Genomic DNA, 21,014 nt, shown 5'->3' with positions numbered 1-21,014 from the left:
GTAAATGATACAAACACCTTCTGCTTGTAACGTCGACTGAACATGATGAAGTAGATCTACAGCGACTGAAGTATGAAGGTGTTTTTGTTATGAGCTATTTATAGTTATGATTTACTCTATTCATTTTATATGATATTATCGCAATACTACATATAACAACCGATTTATTTCGCTTAAATGCATCATGATTTAAATTTATTTAGCGATATAACCTTGAAATTAAAGGAGTGAACATTCATGGATCAGGTGGATCAACATATTCTACTCTGTCTACAAACCCAAGCACGTATTTCAATGACCGAACTAGGGAAAGAAGTAGGGCTGTCTCAACCGGCAGTAACGGAACGAGTACGTCGGATGGAAGAGAGTGGAGTGATTCAGCAATATAGAGCCATAGTTGCACCGGATAAGATTGGCAAATTGACAACAGCGTATTATTTATTCCGCGCGAATGATGGAATATCGTTTGTTCAGTTTTGTCAGGAGACGGCTCAGATCGTAGAATGTCATCGAGTTAGTGGAGATTACAATTATTTGATCAAAGTGGTGACCTCATCTATTATGGATTTGGAACCGTTCGAAAATTGCATTACCAGCCACGGTTCATACACCACGTTAATCACACTTTCTTCTCCTATCGATCACAAATCTCTTGTACCTACTATGAGCAAAGATCAGCAAACGATCTAACGTTGTTTGGTGTTAGCCAAAAAAGGATCTTGTAGAGACAAGATCCTTTTGCGTGCTATCCACTGTTCTAGTAGTGATTATGATGTATCTACGGCGTCTCTAATGTACTGCGACGATGTTGATGATGCCATTGTTCATAGATTCCACCTATTTCAGAAAAGGCTTGATTGGCTTGTTCTGCAATAGATATTTCATCTGTAGCTGTATAAGAAGAATCCTGTTGACGCTGTAATCGATCGGTATGTAGAATCAGTTGAATCGTATCTTCCAAAATCCAGTACACTACATCATCTACATCGGTCGTAAGTTTGTTGAGCATTTGCACATTGCGTTCGTACATTTGTAATACATATCCTTCGTCTGTAATCTGAACATACGGAGAAAGTTCAAATCGCTCTTGATCAAAAAAAGGAGCACGTACCCATTTCATATGGTGCTGTTGATCATAGATCGTTGTTTTCTGAAGTAGTGCTGTGATCTTTTCTATAATTTGATTGGCATGATAGATTATGATAACAAGAACCTCATTTCTAGAGCTTGAGTATAGCTCGGGTGTCATTTTGTCGTGTCTATTATAGTATAAATAAACAGAATGACTGCTTCAATCTCATCAAATAGTTACAAAATCTCAACCTGCAATCGCTTTCACATCTAGTCATATGTATGTTTTAATAGATATACATCACAATTTATAGCCAAAGGAGTGTCTACAGCAGATGCAAATCTCTTCTTTTTTACTGCCGAAAGAACAAGTCGCTTATATTCCTTCGACAATCTCGATGTTTGAAGCATTAGAAATATTAGAAAGTCATTTTTATACAGCATTGCCGATTATCGATGAATCTGGACGATATGTAGGTACTCTTTCTGAAGGGGACTTATTATGGAAACTCAAAAATACATGCAATCTTGATTTTGAAAAAATGCGTGAGATTCCTGTCTATGATATTCAAAAGCATGTTCGCAATGAAAGTGTTATTATTACAGCCGCAATGGAAGATATGTTATCGCTCGCCGCAGATCAGAATTTTGTACCTGTGACAGATACCAAAGGAATATTCCTCGGCATTATTCGCCGTAAAGATATTATTGAATACTATAATGACAATATTACAGACTAAATAGTCTGTAGATACTTATCGTATAACCATATATCATGTACGATTGCAACATCATACAAGCCTAACTGCTCCTATTGAATAAGCAGTTAGGCTTGTATTTGTTATATGATCCAGAACCAGATTATTGACTGAAATCAATCGTTGCAATCGAAGCGCCGATACCGGGATCATTCGGATTATTGATTCCACGTGGTTGATCAAAATTACTAATATATAATGTATTTCCTACAAAATGAAGACTAGCAGGGAATTCTAAAGGCCCATTGTTATTATTGCTAGCGATATCGCTTACCTGTCCATTCAGGCTTACACGTACGATAGCATTACGTTCATTAGCCGCTACATAGATCGCTCCATCAGGGCCAAAGTTCAAGCCGTCTGCTCCATATAATAGCGGGCTTTGAGCAACAAGTTGGCGCTCACCTAAAGAACCATCATTGTTGATTGCAAAGCGATTTACTTCTCCAGAACTGGTATTACTAACATATAATTGCCCATCAGTGCCAAAAGCAATACCATTCACTACGATTTTTTGCTCTTCTCGTGTAGGCAAGATACCACTTGCATACGTACTTACTTGTCCATTAGAAGATACTTTGTAGATCGCTCCGTTCGCTCCGCCACTGACATATAGATTACCACTACGATCAAAAGCTAATCCGTTCGCTCCGGGCACACCACTCGCATACGTTTCCACTTTAGATGAATCAAAAGCAGCACTGGATAAATCTTCTTCATTGATTCTATAAATAAGCCCTTCTTCGCCTCCGCTTGCAATATACAGATTACCTTCAGTATCTAACGCCATACCTGTACCTGAACGTGGCAGTTCAGTCAATGTATCGATCTGCCCGGTATCTGCGGCGATGCGATATAACTTTTTACTACCCATTTCAACAGTAAACACTTGGTTATCTTCATTAGCAATCACGCCTTCAATCCGTAGCCCTGTCGCTGTGCTTGGATCAAGGTCTGCCAGAATCGATACGGATCGGTAAGTGTCTGAAGTGACACTAGGGTTAGGATTGCTGGTCTCTGTAGACGCTGATTGTATATTTACAGAGCGAGTAGCAGGAGTATAGACCACTTTGTAATCAAAAGCTTCGAAAACCGCACGTACAGGAACCAGTACATTATCCCCTACAAGCTGTAGTGTATGATGCGCTGGTGAGGTGGTAGTAGCAGATGCAGATTCTTCATGTAACGTGAATGTAGTACTTCCTTTGGTCAATGTTAAGACATTTTTTTCAGCATTCCATGTGGCTTGAGCGCCCAACTGAGTAGCCACTACGGCGTAAGGGCTGTATAGGCTTTTTTCGATCAAATGGCTATCCCAATGGGTGTCTGTGCCTTCAATAATCGTTTGGATATCTGAATCCACTGCTTCTGCTGCCCATCCTGTCGATGGCGATAACAACAGACACCCCGTCATAGCAACAATTACGCCAAGCGACTTGCTTTTTTTCAAAAATAATCCCTCCTGTACTTTTAATTTGGCATCGTAAGCCTAACGGTAGCATTCGCTACAAGACAGAATTATCCTTCTTTTTACAGTAAAAAGAAAATAGTTACATATAAATAGCAACACTAGAATCAGATACCAATTAGCAAAATGAATTTTATTTTGACTGGAATTATATTACATTTGTAAGGAGTAAGAAATTAATAATATTTTTTTATATTCAAAAATAACCTGACCCTTTATTTATCGTCTGTATAAGTGAAGGGCTTATTTATAACAAAGGAGAGCATACAGGTGGAGGATAACGAAATTGTAGAACTGTTTATGACACGTAACGAATCAGCTATAACCGAATCTTCCCGTCAGTACGGAAGATATTGCTATACGATCTCTTATAACATTTTAAGTGATTCTGAAGATGCGGAAGAATGTGTCAATGATACATGGCTTCGTACATGGAACGCGATCCCTCCGCAACGACCGAATAAGCTGTCTTTTTTTGTAGGCAGAATCACCAGAAATCTTTCACTTGATAAATTCAAAGCCAAAAAAGCTCAAAAGCGTGGTGGCGAAATGACTATTATTTTAGGTGAACTGGATGATTGTATTCCTTCCGAACATGATGTGGAACAAGCTATTTTGGAAAAAGATTTGAGTCAAACGATCAATCGATTTCTGCATACGTTACCTGAACGGGAGTGCAATTTATTTTTAGCCAGGTATTGGTATAGTCAGTCACAAGCAGAGATCGCAGAGCAATTTGCTATGAAAGAAAACAATGTCAAAGCCAGTCTGTTTCGAACACGTACCAAACTCAAAGCTTATCTTATGGAGGAAGGAATCTATCTATGAATAGTGAACAACTGTATCGTGCTATCGGTCAGATTGACGATGAGTTATTGACTCGATATGAAGCACGCCGTCAACCGAAATCTACCTATTGGCTGAAATGGTCTAGCGCTGTTGCTTTTGCCGCGGCGGCTGTTATTATCGCCTTTATGGCTACCAGTGTATGGAATGAACAAAGTCAGATCTACACTGCATCTGGAACCGTTATTCAAAATATAGAAGGGGTTCCAAGTGATGTCTTGTCAGGCAGTACGGTTGCACCAGCCAATGGAAGCAAAGTCTATGATGCAGGAGTACAACAAGCATTAACCAAGTACGCCGGACAAGATGTGAAGTATTTTGTAGCGATCGACTTATTTGCCAATATGAACCCTGTAGAGTACAACAGTCCACAAGCTCAAGCCGAGTTAGAACGTCTGACAGCGCTGAATTATAACGTTGGTTATGCTACAGCATGGACATATCAAGGCAATCAACAAAAAGTAAATTATTCGTATATCGCTGGCTACTTTACAGCCGATCAATTGAAAAACTTTGCTATCAATACTCAATATGGATATGTATTCCACTTTGCCACCAATGGAGATGGATCGCCTGTATCTGCTGATCAAGGTATCGATATGAATTTTAAAAAATAATTGAAATCAAAAATAACCTGATCTGCTAAACGTCGTCTTTTATAGTGTAAGCCATTATGATTCAAACATTCGAGGAGGAATTACCATGAATAACAAAACAAACAAAATGAACAAAAAAATCGTAACTTCAATCTTATCTGCATCTATTTTATCAATATCGCTAGGAAGTGTATCTTTTGCTGCTACAACATCATCGTTTCAAGATTTGAAAGGGGTAAACGGGCAAGAAAAAATTGTGAAATTACATGACCAACAAATTTTGAATGGATTAAGTGATACAGCATTTGCTCCGCAATCCTCTTTAACACAGGCACAAGCGATTCAGTTTATCGTAAAAGGATTCAAGCTAGATGCCAAAACAGGCGTAATTGCTTTGAAAGATAATCAAAAGTTATCTACAGTATTCCCATCTGTTAAAGACAATGCATGGTATACCGATGCTTTTCGTGATGCGTATAAAAACGGTGTAGATATTCCTAAATCTGTTAATCCTACAACAAAGATTACACGCGAACAATACATCGATTATGTGATGACAGCACTACAAACAGTAGGAAAAATGCCAGCTATTGATGTGATTACACCGGATATCAAAGATATCGACAAATTAGACCCTGCTATGTTGGATTCCTCTCAATTAGCGATTGCACTTGGTATCGTGAAGCTGGATAGCAGCAAAAACTTGTACCCGCAAAAAGAAATCACACGTGCAGAAGCAGCCGTTATTCTTTATGATGCATTAGACTATCTGAACAAAAGTGCACAGGATAAAATGAAAGGCCAACAAACTACGATTGATGTATTGCCACATGAAGAAAAAGGGTCTAATCCTGTGACTCAGCCGAACAATGGAAGTATGGTATCTGAAAGTTATGCCACACCAACTAACGGAGAAAAACTATATGTTCGAACAGTAAAAATGGCTTTGGATCAACATGCAGGACAAGATGTGAAGTATTTTGTAGCGATCGATCTATTCTCAAATGGAACTCCTTTAGATACTAATAGCAAAGAAGTACAAGCAGAAGTAAAACGTCTACAAGGATTGAATTATGATATTGATTTTGCTAAAGCATGGACATATGAAGGGAATTTGCAAAAAGTAGATTACACGTATGTAGGTGCTTATCTAACAGCGGATCAATTGCAACAATTCAAAGCGAATACAAATTACGGCTATGCTTTTCAATTTGCAAGTAATGGCGACGGTTCACCGGTACAAGGCAAAGCAGGTAGTATCAGCGGAGTAAGTGATAACAGTAATATTGCAGATTAATAATATAAATAGGTATACAAAAACGACTGTAGATAAGATATAGTCGTTTTTTTGCACATTAAATATGGTTGGGGAGCTATCAAATAAAGTTCGGAAGTACCAATGCGCCATAGACAAATGCCGCCAGAATCACAAAGGCAGGGTGGATTTTACGAATTTGCATCGCCCAGAAGGCGACGACAGCAATACCAAGACTTTGCCAGATTCCGATAGAAACAAAAGAACCTGCTGTTAATTGCCATGTCAGTACAGCCATCATTACAGCGATAACAGGCTGAACGAGTAATGTTAATCCTTTGACTACAGGAGAAGTACGGTATTTTTGCAATAGATTAAGCAGTAAAATCAATGCAACCGCAGAAGGCACGATTGTTGCGAATAACGCAATAAATATACCGCCTATCCCAGATACATCATAACCAACAAATGCCGCAATCTTGGTTGCAATCGGCCCAGGAAGTGTATTCCCAAGTGCTAGCACATTCGAAAATGTCTTATCGTCTAACCAGTGATAATGAGTGACAATCTCGTTGTACATCAACGGAATAGAAGCAGGGCCACCACCATAACCGAGTACATTGGCTAGAAAGAACCCCCAGAATAACCGCAACCATTCGATCCATTCAATCGTGAACGTATGCATTAAGACTCACCGCCTTCGGTTTTCTTCACAGGCGGATTAGGTGGATTACGTCGATCTTTTAACCATTGTACAAATTTGAAATGAACTGCTCCATATGCTAAAAATAATGCAATCACTATAGCGGCATGAACGCTCAACAGTTGCAGTAAAATAAAAGCAACGATAAACAGTCCAATTCCTACTTTGATTCCTAGCCCTTTTACAGCTTTTTCACCAAATTCATACGCCATAACACCTAGCATAACAGCAATGACAGGCACTACAGCGGCAATCATTCCTTGAATGATTTTGGAATGGCTCAAGTAAGACACCGCAGATAACAAGACGATCATCGCCAGGCAAGAAGGGAGAATATGAGCGATGACTGCTAGAATAGCGCCTAGGACTCCTTTGCCACGATAACCCAGGTATGCCGCCATCTTGGTCGCAATCGGCCCGGGAAGTGCATTACCAAGCGCCAGAATTTCACCGAATTCATCATCACTTAACCAGCGATAGCGAGTAACTGCTTCATAGCGGAACAGTGGCATAACCGAAGGCCCTCCGCCATAACCGAGAATACCGGTACGCACCATGGCCCATGATAATTCACGATAAGTAGCTTTATGATAAGAAGGAGCAGTTGAGCTATGCTCTGAAGGTGTTGTTGGTTCAGTACTCATGTATTACAACCTCATTCCCATCCGGCTTTTGTAACGGGTGATCAACACTTGACAGTCCACGCTCATAATACCAGGCATATTGTATAATTTGTCTTTAAGAAACGATTCCATTTCTTGATTGTCCATAAATAATCCATGCATATGCAATTTGCTCGGACCTGTCATATGATAAAGACTGGTTACAAAAGGTTCTTCTGCTAATTGATCAGCCGTTTCTTGTAGATGTTTGGGCTCTACTTCTACATTAAAAAAGGCAGAAACCGTAATCCCAATTTTGGCGGGATTAATCACAGCAGTGAATCGTTCGATCACTTCATTTTCGATTAACGCATTAATTCGTGCTTGCACAGCTACACGAGATAACCCAATATCTTTAGCAAGATCCGTATAGGAGATGCGCCCATTTTTATTCAAAATCGTAATGATTTTGCGATCGATCTCATCAATATCAACTGGTTGATTATCGGATGTAGAACGGTGGTGGTTCATAAATAAGTGTGCCTCCTTGTATGTAATATCTATCGTTTATTTTATTTCATTTTGATCAAAAAATAACTCTTTCATTTACGATATGTTTAAATATATAATGATTAAAAATCGTTTTCAACATAAAAATCAAAATTCACTTACACAAAGCTTACGCGGTGATGTAGTGATATACAGAAATGTTATCGGTAGGAGGAATAGATATGGGATCAACATGGAATGCCTTTATGAATGAACAATTGACGATGACTTCATCTTCGCCTCTAGCGGTACAAGGGCCATTATCGGGATGGACGTTCGGAGTCAAAGATGTATTTGCACTTGCAGGTCATACTTCTAGCGCAGGTAATCCAGATTGGTTACGTACTCATTCACCTGCAACGCAGACTGCATCGGCGATCCAGCGATTGCTCGAAGCAGGAGCTATGCTTCAAGGAACGACTCATACCGATGAGTTGATGTACAGTTTGAATGGACAAAATATACATTATGGCACTCCTACGAATCCACAAGCGACAGATCGTATTCCAGGAGGATCATCGAGCGGTTCTGCTGTAGCAGTAGCAGCTGGACTGCGAGATTTCGCTATCGGCACAGATACAGGGGGTTCGGTGCGTATTCCTTCGTCGTATTGTGGCATTTATGGAATGCGTCCTACGCATGGTCTGGTTCCTATTGATGGAGTGATTCCACTTGCACCGGGGTTTGATACAGTGGGATGGATGGCTAATTCTGCCGATGTGTTATTAGAAGTCGGCAAAGTATTGATCCATGATTCAGAAGAAGAGGCAGAGCAGTCTGCATTTGATCATATTTATTTTCCAGAAGAAGCATGGGCTCTGGCAGAACCGGAGACACGTGAGGCTTTGCAAAAATCGTTGGAGCAGATCACCTATCATATGACAATCACTAACGGTCGCACATCATGGACAGAAATTGCTCCTGAAGGATTATCTGCATGGATGACCGCTTTCCGCACGATTCAAGCGTTAGAGATCTGGCAAGAACATGAAGAATGGATTCAAACAGCACAGCCTGTATTTGGCAAAGATATAGCAGATCGGTTTGATTGGGCTTCGACTTTGCGTGCAGAAGAGAATCAACATTCTTTTGCTCTCAAACAGCAAGTTAGTGAGCGTCTGCATCAATTGTTAGACACTCATCAATTACTTGTTTTGCCAACAGCGACAAGTTCAGCCCCTTCATTGGATATTCAAGGAGAAGCGAATGAACGTCGTCGTTCTCAAACGATGCAATTATCGTGTATTGCTGGTCTATCCGGTCTGCCACAGATCACTATTCCTGTAGCTACTTTACAAGGAGCACCTATAGGCTTATCTATTATTGCAGGCAAAGGTCAAGATATCCGTTTACTGCAATGGGTCAAAAACTGGGCAGACACGTTACAAAAATAACTAAATATAGTATAAGCTCTACATCAAAAATCCTTAGATCCTACAAAAGATTTTGGATGAGAGCTTATTTAATTTTACTAAAGTAAAGAGCCTATTTCATACTATTTAACATATGTTGACAAGCTGTTAGTATATCTATTACAATAACAATGAATTATATAGATAGTTACTAAATATTACTTAATTCAAAAATGAAATTATGTTAGTTGATATGTTTTATAAACCCTCATCCAAAAGGAGAATACACCCATGTCTAATGCAATTAAGCCAGAAACTATTCAGGTTATTGAGCAACGCCATTCTGTAAAGTCGTACGAAAAAGGATACCAAATTCCACAAGAAGATATAGATACGATTATGCAAGCTGCTAATGATGCTCCTTCTGCTTGGAACCTACAACACTGGAAATTCCTTGTGATTGATGATCAAGCGAAAAAACAAGAATTGTTGCCAATCGCTTACAACCAATCTCAAGTAGCAGATAGTTCTTTTGTAGTCGCTATTCTAGGTGATCTAGAAGCGAACAAAAATGCAGGAACAATCTATGATGGAGCTGTTGAAGCAGGCGCAATGACTCAAGAAATTCGTGATTCATTAGTAGGTCAAATTAATGGAGCTTATCAAAGTGCAGAAGTAGCACGCGATAGCGCGAATATCAATTCTTCTTTTGCGGCGATGAACTTAATGCTTGCAGCAAAAGCACTTGGTTATGACACTTGTGCTATGGGTGGATTCGATAAAAATAAATTTGTAGAACATTTCAATGTACCGGCTCGTTATATTCCTACCATCTTAATCAGTGTAGGTAAAGCAGCTAAACCTGCTTATGCTTCTGGACGTTTTGATTTAAGTGAAGCTATTATCAAAAACTCATTCTAAATTAAAAAAAATCCTATTTATATGTTCTGCCTGGCGATTGATTGCCAGGCTTTTTCTATATTTATCAATTAAATATCCAAATAGCGTTAAATTTGGCTCGCTACTGTGAACTTTTTGGCGCTATATGTCGAAATATAAGAGAGGGCATAAAAGAAATGTAATAGGATGTGAAAGTAAATCTTATGGCGATTGACTTAATTAACAATTTAACATTAACATCAACCTTTTTATTTTTAGGCAATTTGCTTTTAAATAAAATTCGTAATAAATTTGAAAATCGTAAACGACTGTTTATCAGCCTAGCAGGTATAACGTATGGATTATTTGGTCTGGTTCTTATTTTATGGGGATTTCATTTACCTGAAAGTCATATACTGATTGACTTGAGAGCACTTGCAGTTATCGGAGCTGTCTATACGGTAGGTAGTGTAGCCGGTCTGATTGCAACTTTGATTATTATCTCAGGTCGCGTTTTGTTTTTTGAATATGGTAATATAGACGTATTAGTTGTAGGAGCAAGTATTGTTATGATTGCCTGGATTTTATCTTCCTTTTTGCTTAAAGGAGATTATCGGGTATCTTTGAGCCGCTGGTTGATCATTATTTGTTGCTCGATGATTTTGCCTTCTATTTTGTTTTATTTTACATTACAGACCCGTATATTCTGGCAATTTATTACGATTTTAATTGTATTTTTGGTAGGCGGATTATTTACGTATATTATCCTTGTGTATCTTACACGTTCCAATCATTTATTTGTATTACTCAAAGAGTTGGCTAATCGAGATCATCTAACAGGATTGCATAACCCTCGTGCTTTTGAAGCTTTATTTGAAGAAACACTGAATTATGCCAAGGCTCATCAAAAAAACATGTCGTTATTGATGCTAGATATCGATCATTTCAAAGCGATTAACGATACGTACGGACATAGTAGCGGAGATGCGGTATTGTCTCAAATCGGAGAATTGCTTCAAGATTTTGTACGCTCCGGGGATATCTGCGCTCGTAAAGGTGGCGAAGAGTTTATTATTATTTTGAACTCATGTACTCGTGATCATGCTATCCATATCGCTGAAAAGTTACGTGTCTTGATCGAACAAAATGAATTTGTATTGCCGAATAATCGTTTATTAGCAATTACTGTCTCTATCGGTGTAGCTACTTTTCCAGATACAAAGTCTAATCTGATGCTCGATAAAGTGGATGAAGCTTTATATGAAGCGAAGCATCAAGGGCGTAACCGAATATATGCTGTTTGAGAACGGACTATAATGGTTGGATATAAGAAGCAGTGACTTTTATGATTTATATACCATAAGGAGGTGAACCAGAGTTCTTATTGAAGGCTCTGGGTTATTTATGAAAATTGCAGATCATATCGAAATGTTAGAAATTAAAGTACCGATGGGTGAACATGAAATGGTGATTCATCCTGTCGTTATCTATGCAGACAATCAAGCTGTATTGTTTGATACTGGAGTTCCTGGTTGTTACGACAAAATTATCGAGCAGATCGATCCAGCTTATCCTGTTCAATCGGTGATTTTGACTCATGATGATCTTGATCATATTGGAAGTTTTCCACAATTTTTAGAAGCTGCTTCAGGTACGTTAGATGTGTATACTCAAGCGCAAAATGTAGGTGCTATTAACGGTACAGAACTTTTTTCCAAAGCGAATCCTGAACGAATTAATTCCATGTTAAAACAATTTCCAGAATCGATCCAAAAATCGTTTCGTAGCGTATTTTCAACCGATACACCTGATCATGTGAACCATGTATTACAAGGAAATGAAGTTCTGCCTTTTGGTGAAGGACTACAAGTAATACATACACCGGGACATACGCCAGGGCATACTAGCTTTTATGATATCGCTAGTAAAACACTTATCGCTGCAGATGCTCTGATTGTAGAAAATGGTGAATTACATGGTCCAAATCCATCATTTACATTAGATATGGAACAAGCGACAAATTCTTTGCGAGCTTTTCAGAAGCTTCCGATCGAAGCGATCGTTTGTTATCATGGTGGATTGTTTAAAGGAGATATTCAACAACGACTTAACGAGTTAGTGAATCCTTCGTGATTAAGCCCAAGCCGTGGATCAGATGGTTGTATACACTGGCACTTGCTTTGATCGGTGGATTGTTATTTAAAGTGGCTCATTTACCTATTCCATGGTTACTAGGACCGATGATTATTATTTTCATCGGTTCTAAATTATGGCCTTCGATGCCACCGCTATGGCCGGGAGCAGCGCGTAATGCAGGTATGATTATTGTCGGTTATTCGATTGGATTATCATTGACTGCGGCTACCTTGCAACAGATTGGCGGACAATTGCCTTCTATGATCGGCTTAACTACATTGCTGATTTTATTTGCTTTGCTCACAGCGTATATCATTTTCAAAATTTCAGGTGTTTCTTTTCCTACTGTCTTGTTAGGAAGCATTCCAGGTGGCTTGACCCAGATGGTAGTTCTAGCCGAAGAAGTGAAAGGAATCGATATCACAGTCGTTACTTTTCTTCAGGTTTCTCGCTTAATGATGATTATTATTTTTGTGCCATTATTGATATTTAGCCCTATTTTCGGTGTGGATATGGATATGGTGACACAGGCGTTAGAACATTCAACAGCCAGTTGGAGTGGGCTGTTTCCCAATATCTTTTTATTTGCTATAGCATGTACAGGTATGGCGCTACTCGGGAAAAAGATTCATTTTCCAACCGCCTTTATTTTGTTACCGATGATCACTACTGCGATGATTCAATTTGCTGGTATCTCTGCACCAGCGTTACCTTCTGCGATGTTAGATATCGCTCAATTGTTGATCGGTAGTTCTATCGGTCTTATGCTCAAGCCTGAACTGTTAACTAACAAAATACAGATGATTGGTCTAGCAATCGGCAGTGGGATTGTACTGTTGCTATTTGCATGCATACTTGCTTTTATATTGATGAAATGGCACCACGTATCTCCAGCTACAGCAATGTTGAGTATGGCGCCGGGCGGTATGGATCAGATGAGTATTATTGCACATGAAGTAGGTGCAGATATCGCGACCGTAAGCTGTTATCAGTTATTTCGAACATTGTTTATTTTTCTTGCTGTGCCACCGCTATTAAAGCTGATTTTCCGGCGAATTGCTAGATAAATGATTCAATCCCTTCTCGGGGTCGTTATAAGATAGAGGAAGTCTTTATCCAGTTGATGATCTGAAAGGGGATATAATCATGTCTGTTTTTGAAAATGAAGTCTGGTTCTATATCGGTACGTATGCAAGTGAAGAAGAAGTAGGTATTCAGACCGCAGTAATGAATACAGATACAGGTGAATTGCGTCTGGTGGGTGGGATCAAAGGTATTGAAAATCCTTCGTATCTTGCATTATCGACAGATAGCACTGCATTATATGCCGCTAGTGAAAAAGATGAAGGTGAAATTTTAACGTATACAATCAATCCAGAAACGCGTGAACTTCATTTGTTAGATCGCAAGTCTACAGGTGGAGGCGCTCCTTGTTATGTGCAATTGACTCCAGATGGTAAGCATTTAGTAGCATCGAATTATACAGGTGCTAATGTTAATGTGTTTGCTGTAGGGGATCAAGGCGCTTTGGCTGAAATGACAGGTGAAGTCAAACATACCGGAAGTGGCACTAATCCAGATCGTCAAGATGCGCCACATCCACATTCCGCTGTGGCTTCTTTGGATAATCATCATGTGTATGTATCTGATCTAGGGTTGGATAAGGTATTTACATATCGCTTAGAAGATAATGGGACATTAACAGAAGAAGGGGCTACTGAACTGCCAGCAGAATCAGGTCCCCGTCATTTAATTTTCCATCCTAACGGACAATTAGCTTATGGAATCAATGAGCTAAATAGTACTGTGACAGCATATGGTCGTAATCCGGAAGATGGTCAATTAGAGATTATTGGTCATGTATCCACATTGCCAGAAGACTTTACAGGTGAAAATACAGGCGGAGATATTCGTATCTCTCCATGTGGACGCTTTGTCTATGCTTCAAATCGTGGGCATAACAGTCTGGTGCATTATAATATCGATGAAATGTCCGGTGCATTAACGCCTATCGAATGGGTACCTGTCAAAGGGGAAACGCCGCGTAATGTTGCTGTCGTACCGGGTGGATATATTCTCGTCAGCAATCAGGATAGCAACAATATTGTACAATTTGCGATTGAAGCGGATACGGGTAAATTGTTGATCACAGGCAATGAATTAACACTGAGTCGTCCAGTATGTGTAATGGCTGAACAACCAGAACCTGGTGTACAATAAACGATTGATTGACGTTATACCATCACTAGCAATCAATACGCTATAAATCATACTTTATAATCAAAAACACTTCAGTATAAGCAGACTGTATCTGCTCTATAACTGAAGTGTTTTTGCTTGGGATAACAATCTTACTCGTATTCGCCTACAAAAGGACGTTCTTTGCGCTTGGGTTCCCGGGTAAAACGGAATCCGGTCACAAAAATAAGGATCTGGGCAATCAGTAGATAAGGAGCGGCTTGAAGACTGAATATATGTATAAAGCATAATCCGCTAATCAACAAAGCTAACCAAATAAATACCAGTCTGCGCGCATTTTCACGAAAATCAGCCGTAATAACAGCATACAGTACAATCAAAGCTCCTGTGCAAGAGATAAAGCGCAAAATAGCAAATAATGCTACAGAAGAAGGTTGCACAGACATAGCGGTAGATAGATCATGCCATAGATTCCATAGTAATAATGATTCTGCAATAATAACCATAAAAGGGATAGCTGGTCGAATCGTTAGCCATAACAATAATCCCCAGCGTGGATGTTCACCACGAGCAAGTACCATTTTGCGCTCACGAGTTAAGCGGCGAATATCACTATCTAACGTACGATAAAGTAACACCAGACTTTTGCGATCTCGTTCTTCCATATACTGATCAATTCGCTCTAACAATTCATCAGAAGCATACGTAGCGGCTTTGCAAGCCAGTACACTTTCAGCAGGAACAGGGAAAGCAGTTTGATTTGTATGAGCACTATGATTTTTGTTCATAATAGCTGGATAGACTTCTCCGGCTGCCCGGGTTAATCGATCGAGGCTATTTTGAATCCGGCGCATACGTTCATCATCTCTATATTTACGTTGCTTGGCTGTAAATCCATACACAACTGCAAAAGCCAACAGTCCTATCATCCCGACCATATATAATCCGAGAGCATGAGAACGCAGTAACATAGACCAATCCAACAGATTCACTCCTTTAGCTATCATCCGTACTTGCATATATCGTTTTTTGTGCGTACATCTTATCCTTAACCAAAATGGTTATTACAGAATAAGTGTCCTGACAATAATTCTTTGTACAACAGAGTAACTTTCTTTTAGAAGTATAACTCTTTGATGTATACTATAGTATATAAGTGCTTGAAATAAGATGCTTTTTGAAGTGTAGTGCTGGTTTTATTTTTCACAAAAATCATTCTTATATAGATGAGTCTCATATAACTTGATCAAATGATTATAAAAAGATAAAGAAGGGGTGTACATGTATGGCATATAATAGCCGTTTTGCTGTGGCTATTCACACATTGTCATTATTGGATGCAAGTGATGGACATATCACTTCAGAATGGATTGCTTCAAGTGTGAATACCAATCCTGTTGTGATCCGGCGGATGATTAGTCAATTAGCCAAAGCAGGTATTGTTCGTACTCAGCCAGGAGTAGCTGGAGCGCAAATGACACGTCCTGCGTCTGAAATTACATTGTTGGATATTTATCGTGCAGCACAAAATGATGCCAAAGATGAGCTGTTTGCTATTCACGAGAATCCGAATCCCAATTGCGATATTGGACGTAATATTCAAGCAGAACTTGAAACCGTATTTCAACGGGCACAGAGAGCTATGGAACATGAGCTAGAAAAGATTACACTCAAGCAGGTGACAACTGATTTGCAGGAAATGGAACAGGTTCGTCAAGCGATCCAGAACTAATACTGAATCATCATCGGCTGAGTCGGGTATGTAAAAGAAAAGACCGCTCATGACGGAAAGGATGGAACCACAAATGAAAATAGCTATTATTGGCGCAACCGGAACGATCGGACAACGCCTTGTACAAGAAGGACTACGACGTAAATATGAGATCACAGCAGCTACTCGTGATTCTTCCAAAATCGATAAAAATACAGAACGTCTACAAGGTATAAGCTTAAATGTACTTGATCCAATTAGTGTAGAAGCGGTTGTCTCAGGACATGATGTAGTGATCAACGCGTATGGCCCTCAATTTGGAAATGAAGGCGAACTAACAGAAGCGGCGAGTGCTATTGTAGAAGGGATGAAAAGAGCAGGAGTACAGCGTCTTCTAGTCGTTGGTGGTGCAGGAAGTCTGGAAGTAGAACCGGGTGTGCGCTTGATGGATACACCTGATTTTCCAGCAGAAATTAGACCGCTGGCACAAGCTCATGTCGATGCTTACGAAATTTATAGCCAGAGTGATCTGGATTGGACGTATATCAGTCCGGCAAGTTGGATCGAACCGGGCAAACGGACAGGTAATTTCCGTATCGGAACCAATCGCCTGATCACAGATGATGATGGAGCAAGTCGCATCTCGGTAGAAGATTATGCAGCAGCTTTATTTGATGAAGTAGCTGATCCATTATTTACACGCACTCGTTTTACAGTCGCATATTAAACGGTATAGAGCTGTTACTATACTTGATCAAAACACCGTCTAGGTAGGCGGTGTTTTTGTTATGCGCCAAATACGGTTAATACATAGTAAATAGATTGCAAAAGTAAATCAATAAAGCCAAACGTTATCGCGTTGAGCTATAGAGGAGCGAATAGATAATGTATATTGTGACCGCACAAGAAATGCGTGATTTGGATCAACATACGATTCAGAAATTAGGAATACCTGCTTTATCTCTGATGGAGAGTGCTGGCAAAGCTATCGCTGAAGAAGTGATTCATTGGAATAATACTTCCAAGCAAGAACAAGCGGATATCCCTTTTGGCAAAAGTCTGTCAAAAGTAGGACAGATTCGTAACGACTATACATGGAACGTTCAAGATCATAAGCAACACTGGCTTATTCTTGTCGGCAAAGGAAACAATGGAGGCGATGGATTAGTCGTTGCTCGCTATCTTCAAGATGCGGGTATTCAAGTGACGGTGCTATATGCTCAAGATCCGGCAGAATTAACAGGTGATGCAGCGACCCAGCGTGATGCAGCGCAATATTCTGGTATTGTATCGGATATCTGGAGTGAACAATGGGAGACTGAATCCCGCTGGCAAGGGTATACAGGAATTGTGGATGCGCTTTTGGGTACAGGGAGTCAAGGAGAACCACGTGCACCGTATGATGCCATCATCCATGTGGCGAATTGCAGTGGTAAGCCAATCATCGCAGCAGATATTCCAAGTGGACTAAATGCAGATACAGGCGAAGTAGCAGATAACTGTATTCAAGCATCATTAACTGTAAGCCTTGCGTTTCTCAAACGTGGATTAGTGCAATATCCGGGAGCAGGAGTAGCAGGCGATGTGGTTGTGCGTAATATTGGTATTCCTCGGTTTACTGCTCAAAAGCTAGCAGTGGATACTCATTTGGTCACAGAGCAAGTGTTGGAGGATGTTTTGGAAGTCGATCCTGAACGTGCTCGAGCAGTAGATGGACATAAAGGAACCTACGGACATGTACTTATTATAGGTGGCAGTATGAATATGAGTGGGGCAGGGTTACTTGCGTCCCGAGCCGCATTACGTATCGGTAGCGGACTGGTGACATGGGCGCTTCCGCAAGCATTGTTACCCCATATTGCAGGGCATGTACCTGAATTAATGCTTGCTCCTGCGGTAGAAGGAGCAGAAGGGAAATGGGAATATAAAAGCGCAACATCGATTTTAACATTGGCAGAAAAATGTGATGTATTAGCGATAGGGCCAGGACTAGGTCGATTTGAACAGGATGGAGCATGGTTGCAGACGCTATGGGAGCAAACCGACCAACCGCTTGTGTTAGATGCAGATGGTCTGAATATGATTGCTGAAGCAGATGGATTATCTACATGGCAACAGCGAAAAGCCGATACTGTCCTGACTCCACATCCGGGAGAGATGGCTAGATTAGCAGGCATCTCTACACCGGAAGTACAGCGTGACCGAATCGGCATAGCTCGTGAATTTGCAATGAAGCATCATATTACGTTAGTGCTCAAAGGCGCTAGAACGGTTATTGCTTCGCCAGAAGGACAAGTATTCGTAAATACTACCGGACACCCGGGAATGGCTACAGGCGGGTCTGGAGATGCGTTAACAGGTATCATCGTAGGATTGCTAGCTCAAGGATTAAGCGGCATACAAGCCGCCACATTTGGTGTGCATTTACATGGTCATGCTGGTGAAGTTGCCGCGTATCAACGTACAGGCAATCCTGCTTCTTTACTTGCAGGTGATCTTATCGAGTCGTTGTAAGACCGAATGTATGATTCAAGCAATGAATATCCAATAATGAAATATGCGTGTAGTCTTCTTCTACACAACGTGTAATCCAAGGGTATGTAGACGTAGCTATCCATAGATGTTGAGGATATGTTGCGATTCTGCATACTCGATCTACATATAAGCCTAAGATAGCTTGATTATGCTGGCGTAATATTAAAATGCGTGCTGTAGCTGATGTTTGTGCACGTTCATTAGTATGGTTGGTTGCCTGATTGGTCTGCAAACGAACCACAGGCAATGTATTTCCATACCAACTAATTGTTCCTAATACTTGCGGATCGGATTGTGGGGTAGGGGTAAATAACTCAAAACGGATAATTTCCTGTACCCCATGAATAGGAAGAGCGATCCGTTGATTATCAGCCATACATTCAATATATTGGTCGGACGATCTGATCATAAGTAGGACCTCCAATTTTTTTGTTATTTACCGACTAACCTACATTACAAATTAAATTTTGAACGTATTGACAGATGAATGAAGTTGATCTGCCAAATGAGCCAGTGTCTGCGAAGAAGAAGCTGTTTGTTCACAAGCAGATGCTACTTCTTCTGTAGCGGCTGCAATTTCATTAACAGAATGCATCACATCGACAGATTGGGCACTTTGTTGTTCACTAGCTGCGGCAATACCATTGATTTTGAGTGAAGAATCACTGACACGATGCACAATATCTTCAAAAGCGTTGCTGGTTAGTACAGAGTGTTCTGCATTGCTATTTACCGCTTCAATACTGTGTTTCATATTGGTCTGCATAGAGCGAATAATGCCTGTAATTTCTTTAGTCGCAGCGCTACTACGTTCTGCTAGCTTACGTACTTCATCAGCGACTACAGCGAAGCCAAGGCCTTGTTCACCGGCACGAGCAGCTTCTATCGCTGCATTGAGAGCAAGCAGATTAGTCTGATCAGCAATTTCATCAATCACTTCGATAATATCGCCGATACGAGTAGAATCATTTTCAAGTTTGGACATTTGCTGAGTCACTTCTTGAATCGCTTGTGTACCTTGATCCACAATTTGACCACCATGTTGTGCTTTTTCTACGGTAGTATTAGAAAGTTCAGCCGCTTGTTCTGCACTGCGAGCCACATCATCAATAGCTATAGACATATCTTTAAACAATTGAGCGATCGATTGAGCTGATTGCGATTGATTAGCACTGCTTCCAGCAATTTCTTCTGTACTTGCCGAAATTTCTTCCGAAGTAGCCGCTACACTTTGAGCAGATTCAATAATATCTGCAATTAGACCATTTAGACGGTTAGTCATATCATTAGCAGCAATCGCTAATTGTCCGATTTCATCTTTACCAGTCAGGTTGGATTGTTCACGTAGATCACCGGCTGCTACTTGTTTAAGCAAGCGACTAATCTGTTTTAATGGCACACTGATCATCCGAGAAATGATCGTTCCTAATAAAATACAGAATAAGAACGCCACAACAATCCATAAAGTCGTCCAGAACTTAGCACTTGCAAAAATGGCTTTGGCATTATTGTTAGCCGCATCTGCAGTTTGCTCATTGATTTGGTTCAATTTGGCAATACTATCATACATATCTGTACCTGCCGGAACGACACTATTTTGAACATACGTCTGAAATTCGGCTGGCGTTGAGTTCTCTGCTAGATTCACAGCTTGGCTGTAGACATCGTTATAATTTGCCCAGAATTTATTGAAGTTTTGCAATTCGTTTCTTTCTTGATCAGATAACGGGGTGTTGCTGTACTGGGACATGTTTTGTTGAACAGCGGTAATAAGGTCAGGAATAGAATCTACAACTTTTTTCTTCGCAACATCATCTGCGGTTAAAGCAATATCTCGTGAAGCGACACGCATTTTTTGCAAAGACAACTCGGCAGCAGATAAGGCTTGCATGGATACTAGATTGTTATTGTACAAACCGTTTACACTTTCGTTCATCCGATTCTGATTATTCAAACCATACAAACCGATAGCCGCTACAATTAATGCCACTAAGATAAAAGCAGCAATTAATTTAGTAAATGTTTGAAAATTAGCACCTATTCTCATTTTATCCACTCCATATCGATATGTAATTTGATTATCAATTACATCGATCAAATTTTAAAAGCAGCTTATTTTCGTATTTATGCAAAATAAGCGTTTATACTTACTATGTCGTCTTATAAATTACAATTATTAATACTATTTTTCAATTTTTTGTAAATAAATTATGTAAATAAGTGGATAACAATTCAATTGTAAAAAATACATCGTCCAAAATATATACATCTATTTGCTGGCTGTAGAGGATATAAACCTTGTCTATAAAGGCTTTTTTCAAAATAGCGATTTATAAATACCACAATCTTGTGCG

Annotated in this window: 22 protein-coding genes; 14 read left to right on the top strand and 8 right to left on the bottom strand. The window is 39.9% G+C overall.

The features are described from left to right. Positions 1-237: 237 nt before the first annotated feature. Entirely contained in the window at positions 238-690 is a 453-nt protein-coding gene (locus PQ460_RS21645) for an Lrp/AsnC family transcriptional regulator (protein ID WP_273614632.1), read from the top strand. An 88-nt stretch (positions 691-778) separates the two neighbouring features. Here PQ460_RS21645 and PQ460_RS21640 read toward each other — a convergent pair whose 3' ends face one another. Next, complete coding sequence (locus tag PQ460_RS21640; RefSeq protein WP_274171138.1) at positions 779-1,249, bottom strand: Imm63 family immunity protein; 471 nt, start codon at positions 1,247-1,249, stop codon at positions 779-781. A 157-nt stretch (positions 1,250-1,406) separates the two neighbouring features. Between PQ460_RS21640 and PQ460_RS21635 the strand changes: the two genes are divergently transcribed. Further along, positions 1,407-1,811, top strand: coding sequence for a CBS domain-containing protein (locus PQ460_RS21635; RefSeq protein ID WP_273614634.1), 405 nt, complete (start codon positions 1,407-1,409; stop codon positions 1,809-1,811). A gap of 121 nt (positions 1,812-1,932) precedes the next feature. Here the strand turns inward: PQ460_RS21635 and PQ460_RS21630 are convergent, their stop codons facing one another. After that, positions 1,933-3,279, bottom strand: a complete 1,347-nt coding sequence (locus PQ460_RS21630; protein ID WP_274171137.1) for an SMP-30/gluconolactonase/LRE family protein — start codon at positions 3,277-3,279, stop codon at positions 1,933-1,935. A 288-nt stretch (positions 3,280-3,567) separates the two neighbouring features. Here PQ460_RS21630 and PQ460_RS21625 point away from each other — a divergent pair, with 288 nt between their 5' ends. The 3 genes from PQ460_RS21625 (at position 3,568) to PQ460_RS21615 (ending at position 6,036) form a co-directional block, all read left to right on the top strand. After that, positions 3,568-4,125, top strand: coding sequence for an RNA polymerase sigma factor (locus PQ460_RS21625; protein ID WP_274171136.1), 558 nt, complete (start codon positions 3,568-3,570; stop codon positions 4,123-4,125). Next, on the top strand, positions 4,122-4,760 hold the full coding sequence (locus PQ460_RS21620; RefSeq protein ID WP_274171135.1) for a hypothetical protein: 639 nt from the start codon (positions 4,122-4,124) through the stop codon (positions 4,758-4,760). The genes PQ460_RS21625 and PQ460_RS21620 overlap by 4 nt, the downstream gene beginning before the upstream one ends. Positions 4,761-4,845: 85 nt before the next feature. Next, positions 4,846-6,036, top strand: a complete 1,191-nt coding sequence (locus tag PQ460_RS21615) for an S-layer homology domain-containing protein (protein WP_274171134.1) — start codon at positions 4,846-4,848, stop codon at positions 6,034-6,036. A 79-nt stretch (positions 6,037-6,115) separates the two neighbouring features. Here PQ460_RS21615 and PQ460_RS21610 read toward each other — a convergent pair whose 3' ends face one another. From PQ460_RS21610 to PQ460_RS21600, 3 genes are all read right to left on the bottom strand, one after another. Beyond that, positions 6,116-6,679, bottom strand: coding sequence for a chromate efflux transporter ChrA (locus PQ460_RS21610; protein WP_274171133.1), 564 nt, complete (start codon positions 6,677-6,679; stop codon positions 6,116-6,118). Then, complete coding sequence (locus PQ460_RS21605; protein ID WP_274172989.1) at positions 6,679-7,254, bottom strand: chromate efflux transporter ChrB; 576 nt, start codon at positions 7,252-7,254, stop codon at positions 6,679-6,681. Before PQ460_RS21605 ends, PQ460_RS21610 begins: the two co-directional genes overlap by 1 nt. Positions 7,255-7,344: 90 nt before the next feature. Beyond that, positions 7,345-7,830, bottom strand: coding sequence for a chromate efflux transcriptional regulator ChrS (locus tag PQ460_RS21600; RefSeq protein WP_273614641.1), 486 nt, complete (start codon positions 7,828-7,830; stop codon positions 7,345-7,347). Positions 7,831-8,030: 200 nt separating this feature from the next. Here PQ460_RS21600 and PQ460_RS21595 point away from each other — a divergent pair, with 200 nt between their 5' ends. From PQ460_RS21595 to PQ460_RS21570, 6 genes are all read left to right on the top strand, one after another. Further along, the gene (locus tag PQ460_RS21595; protein ID WP_274171132.1) at positions 8,031-9,242 is read left to right on the top strand and encodes an amidase; all 1,212 of its coding nucleotides are present in this window, start codon (positions 8,031-8,033) and stop codon (positions 9,240-9,242) included. A 249-nt stretch (positions 9,243-9,491) separates the two neighbouring features. Next, positions 9,492-10,121, top strand: coding sequence for a nitroreductase family protein (locus PQ460_RS21590; protein WP_273614643.1), 630 nt, complete (start codon positions 9,492-9,494; stop codon positions 10,119-10,121). A 167-nt stretch (positions 10,122-10,288) separates the two neighbouring features. Next, positions 10,289-11,383 carry a GGDEF domain-containing protein gene (locus PQ460_RS21585; RefSeq protein WP_274171131.1) on the top strand — a complete coding sequence of 365 codons (1,095 nt, stop codon included), beginning with the start codon at positions 10,289-10,291 and terminating at the stop codon, positions 11,381-11,383. A 100-nt stretch (positions 11,384-11,483) separates the two neighbouring features. Continuing rightward, positions 11,484-12,212 carry an MBL fold metallo-hydrolase gene (locus PQ460_RS21580; RefSeq protein WP_274171130.1) on the top strand — a complete coding sequence of 243 codons (729 nt, stop codon included), beginning with the start codon at positions 11,484-11,486 and terminating at the stop codon, positions 12,210-12,212. Beyond that, positions 12,209-13,282: an AbrB family transcriptional regulator gene (locus tag PQ460_RS21575; protein ID WP_273614646.1), complete on the top strand. Its 1,074-nt coding sequence runs from the start codon at positions 12,209-12,211 to the stop codon at positions 13,280-13,282. The genes PQ460_RS21580 and PQ460_RS21575 overlap by 4 nt, the downstream gene beginning before the upstream one ends. Before the next feature lie 79 nt (positions 13,283-13,361). Then, positions 13,362-14,435, top strand: coding sequence for a lactonase family protein (locus tag PQ460_RS21570; RefSeq protein ID WP_274171129.1), 1,074 nt, complete (start codon positions 13,362-13,364; stop codon positions 14,433-14,435). A gap of 131 nt (positions 14,436-14,566) precedes the next feature. Here the strand turns inward: PQ460_RS21570 and PQ460_RS21565 are convergent, their stop codons facing one another. Beyond that, complete coding sequence (locus PQ460_RS21565; RefSeq protein ID WP_274171128.1) at positions 14,567-15,433, bottom strand: hypothetical protein; 867 nt, start codon at positions 15,431-15,433, stop codon at positions 14,567-14,569. A 266-nt stretch (positions 15,434-15,699) separates the two neighbouring features. Between PQ460_RS21565 and PQ460_RS21560 the strand changes: the two genes are divergently transcribed. The 3 genes from PQ460_RS21560 (at position 15,700) to PQ460_RS21550 (ending at position 18,639) form a co-directional block, all read left to right on the top strand. Next, entirely contained in the window at positions 15,700-16,146 is a 447-nt protein-coding gene (locus PQ460_RS21560) for an Rrf2 family transcriptional regulator (RefSeq protein ID WP_273614649.1), read from the top strand. A 73-nt stretch (positions 16,147-16,219) separates the two neighbouring features. Next, on the top strand, positions 16,220-16,852 hold the full coding sequence (locus tag PQ460_RS21555; protein WP_273614650.1) for an NAD(P)-dependent oxidoreductase: 633 nt from the start codon (positions 16,220-16,222) through the stop codon (positions 16,850-16,852). A gap of 158 nt (positions 16,853-17,010) precedes the next feature. Then, positions 17,011-18,639, top strand: a complete 1,629-nt coding sequence (locus PQ460_RS21550) for an NAD(P)H-hydrate dehydratase (protein ID WP_274171127.1) — start codon at positions 17,011-17,013, stop codon at positions 18,637-18,639. On the opposite strand, the gene PQ460_RS21545 is transcribed toward PQ460_RS21550, so the two are convergent. Next, complete coding sequence (locus PQ460_RS21545; protein ID WP_274171126.1) at positions 18,623-19,069, bottom strand: chemotaxis protein CheW; 447 nt, start codon at positions 19,067-19,069, stop codon at positions 18,623-18,625. The two genes, PQ460_RS21550 and PQ460_RS21545, sit on opposite strands and share 17 nt — an antisense overlap. Positions 19,070-19,120: 51 nt before the next feature. After that, the gene (locus tag PQ460_RS21540) at positions 19,121-20,707 is read right to left on the bottom strand and encodes a methyl-accepting chemotaxis protein (protein ID WP_274172988.1); all 1,587 of its coding nucleotides are present in this window, start codon (positions 20,705-20,707) and stop codon (positions 19,121-19,123) included. Between the last annotated feature and the right edge of the window lie 307 nt (positions 20,708-21,014).

It is taken from the genome of Paenibacillus sp. KACC 21273 (assembly GCF_028736095.1).
GTDB classification, from domain to species: Bacteria; Bacillota; Bacilli; order Paenibacillales; family Paenibacillaceae; genus Saccharibacillus; species Saccharibacillus kyungheensis.
This window is presented reverse-complemented; position numbering and strand designations above follow the sequence as displayed.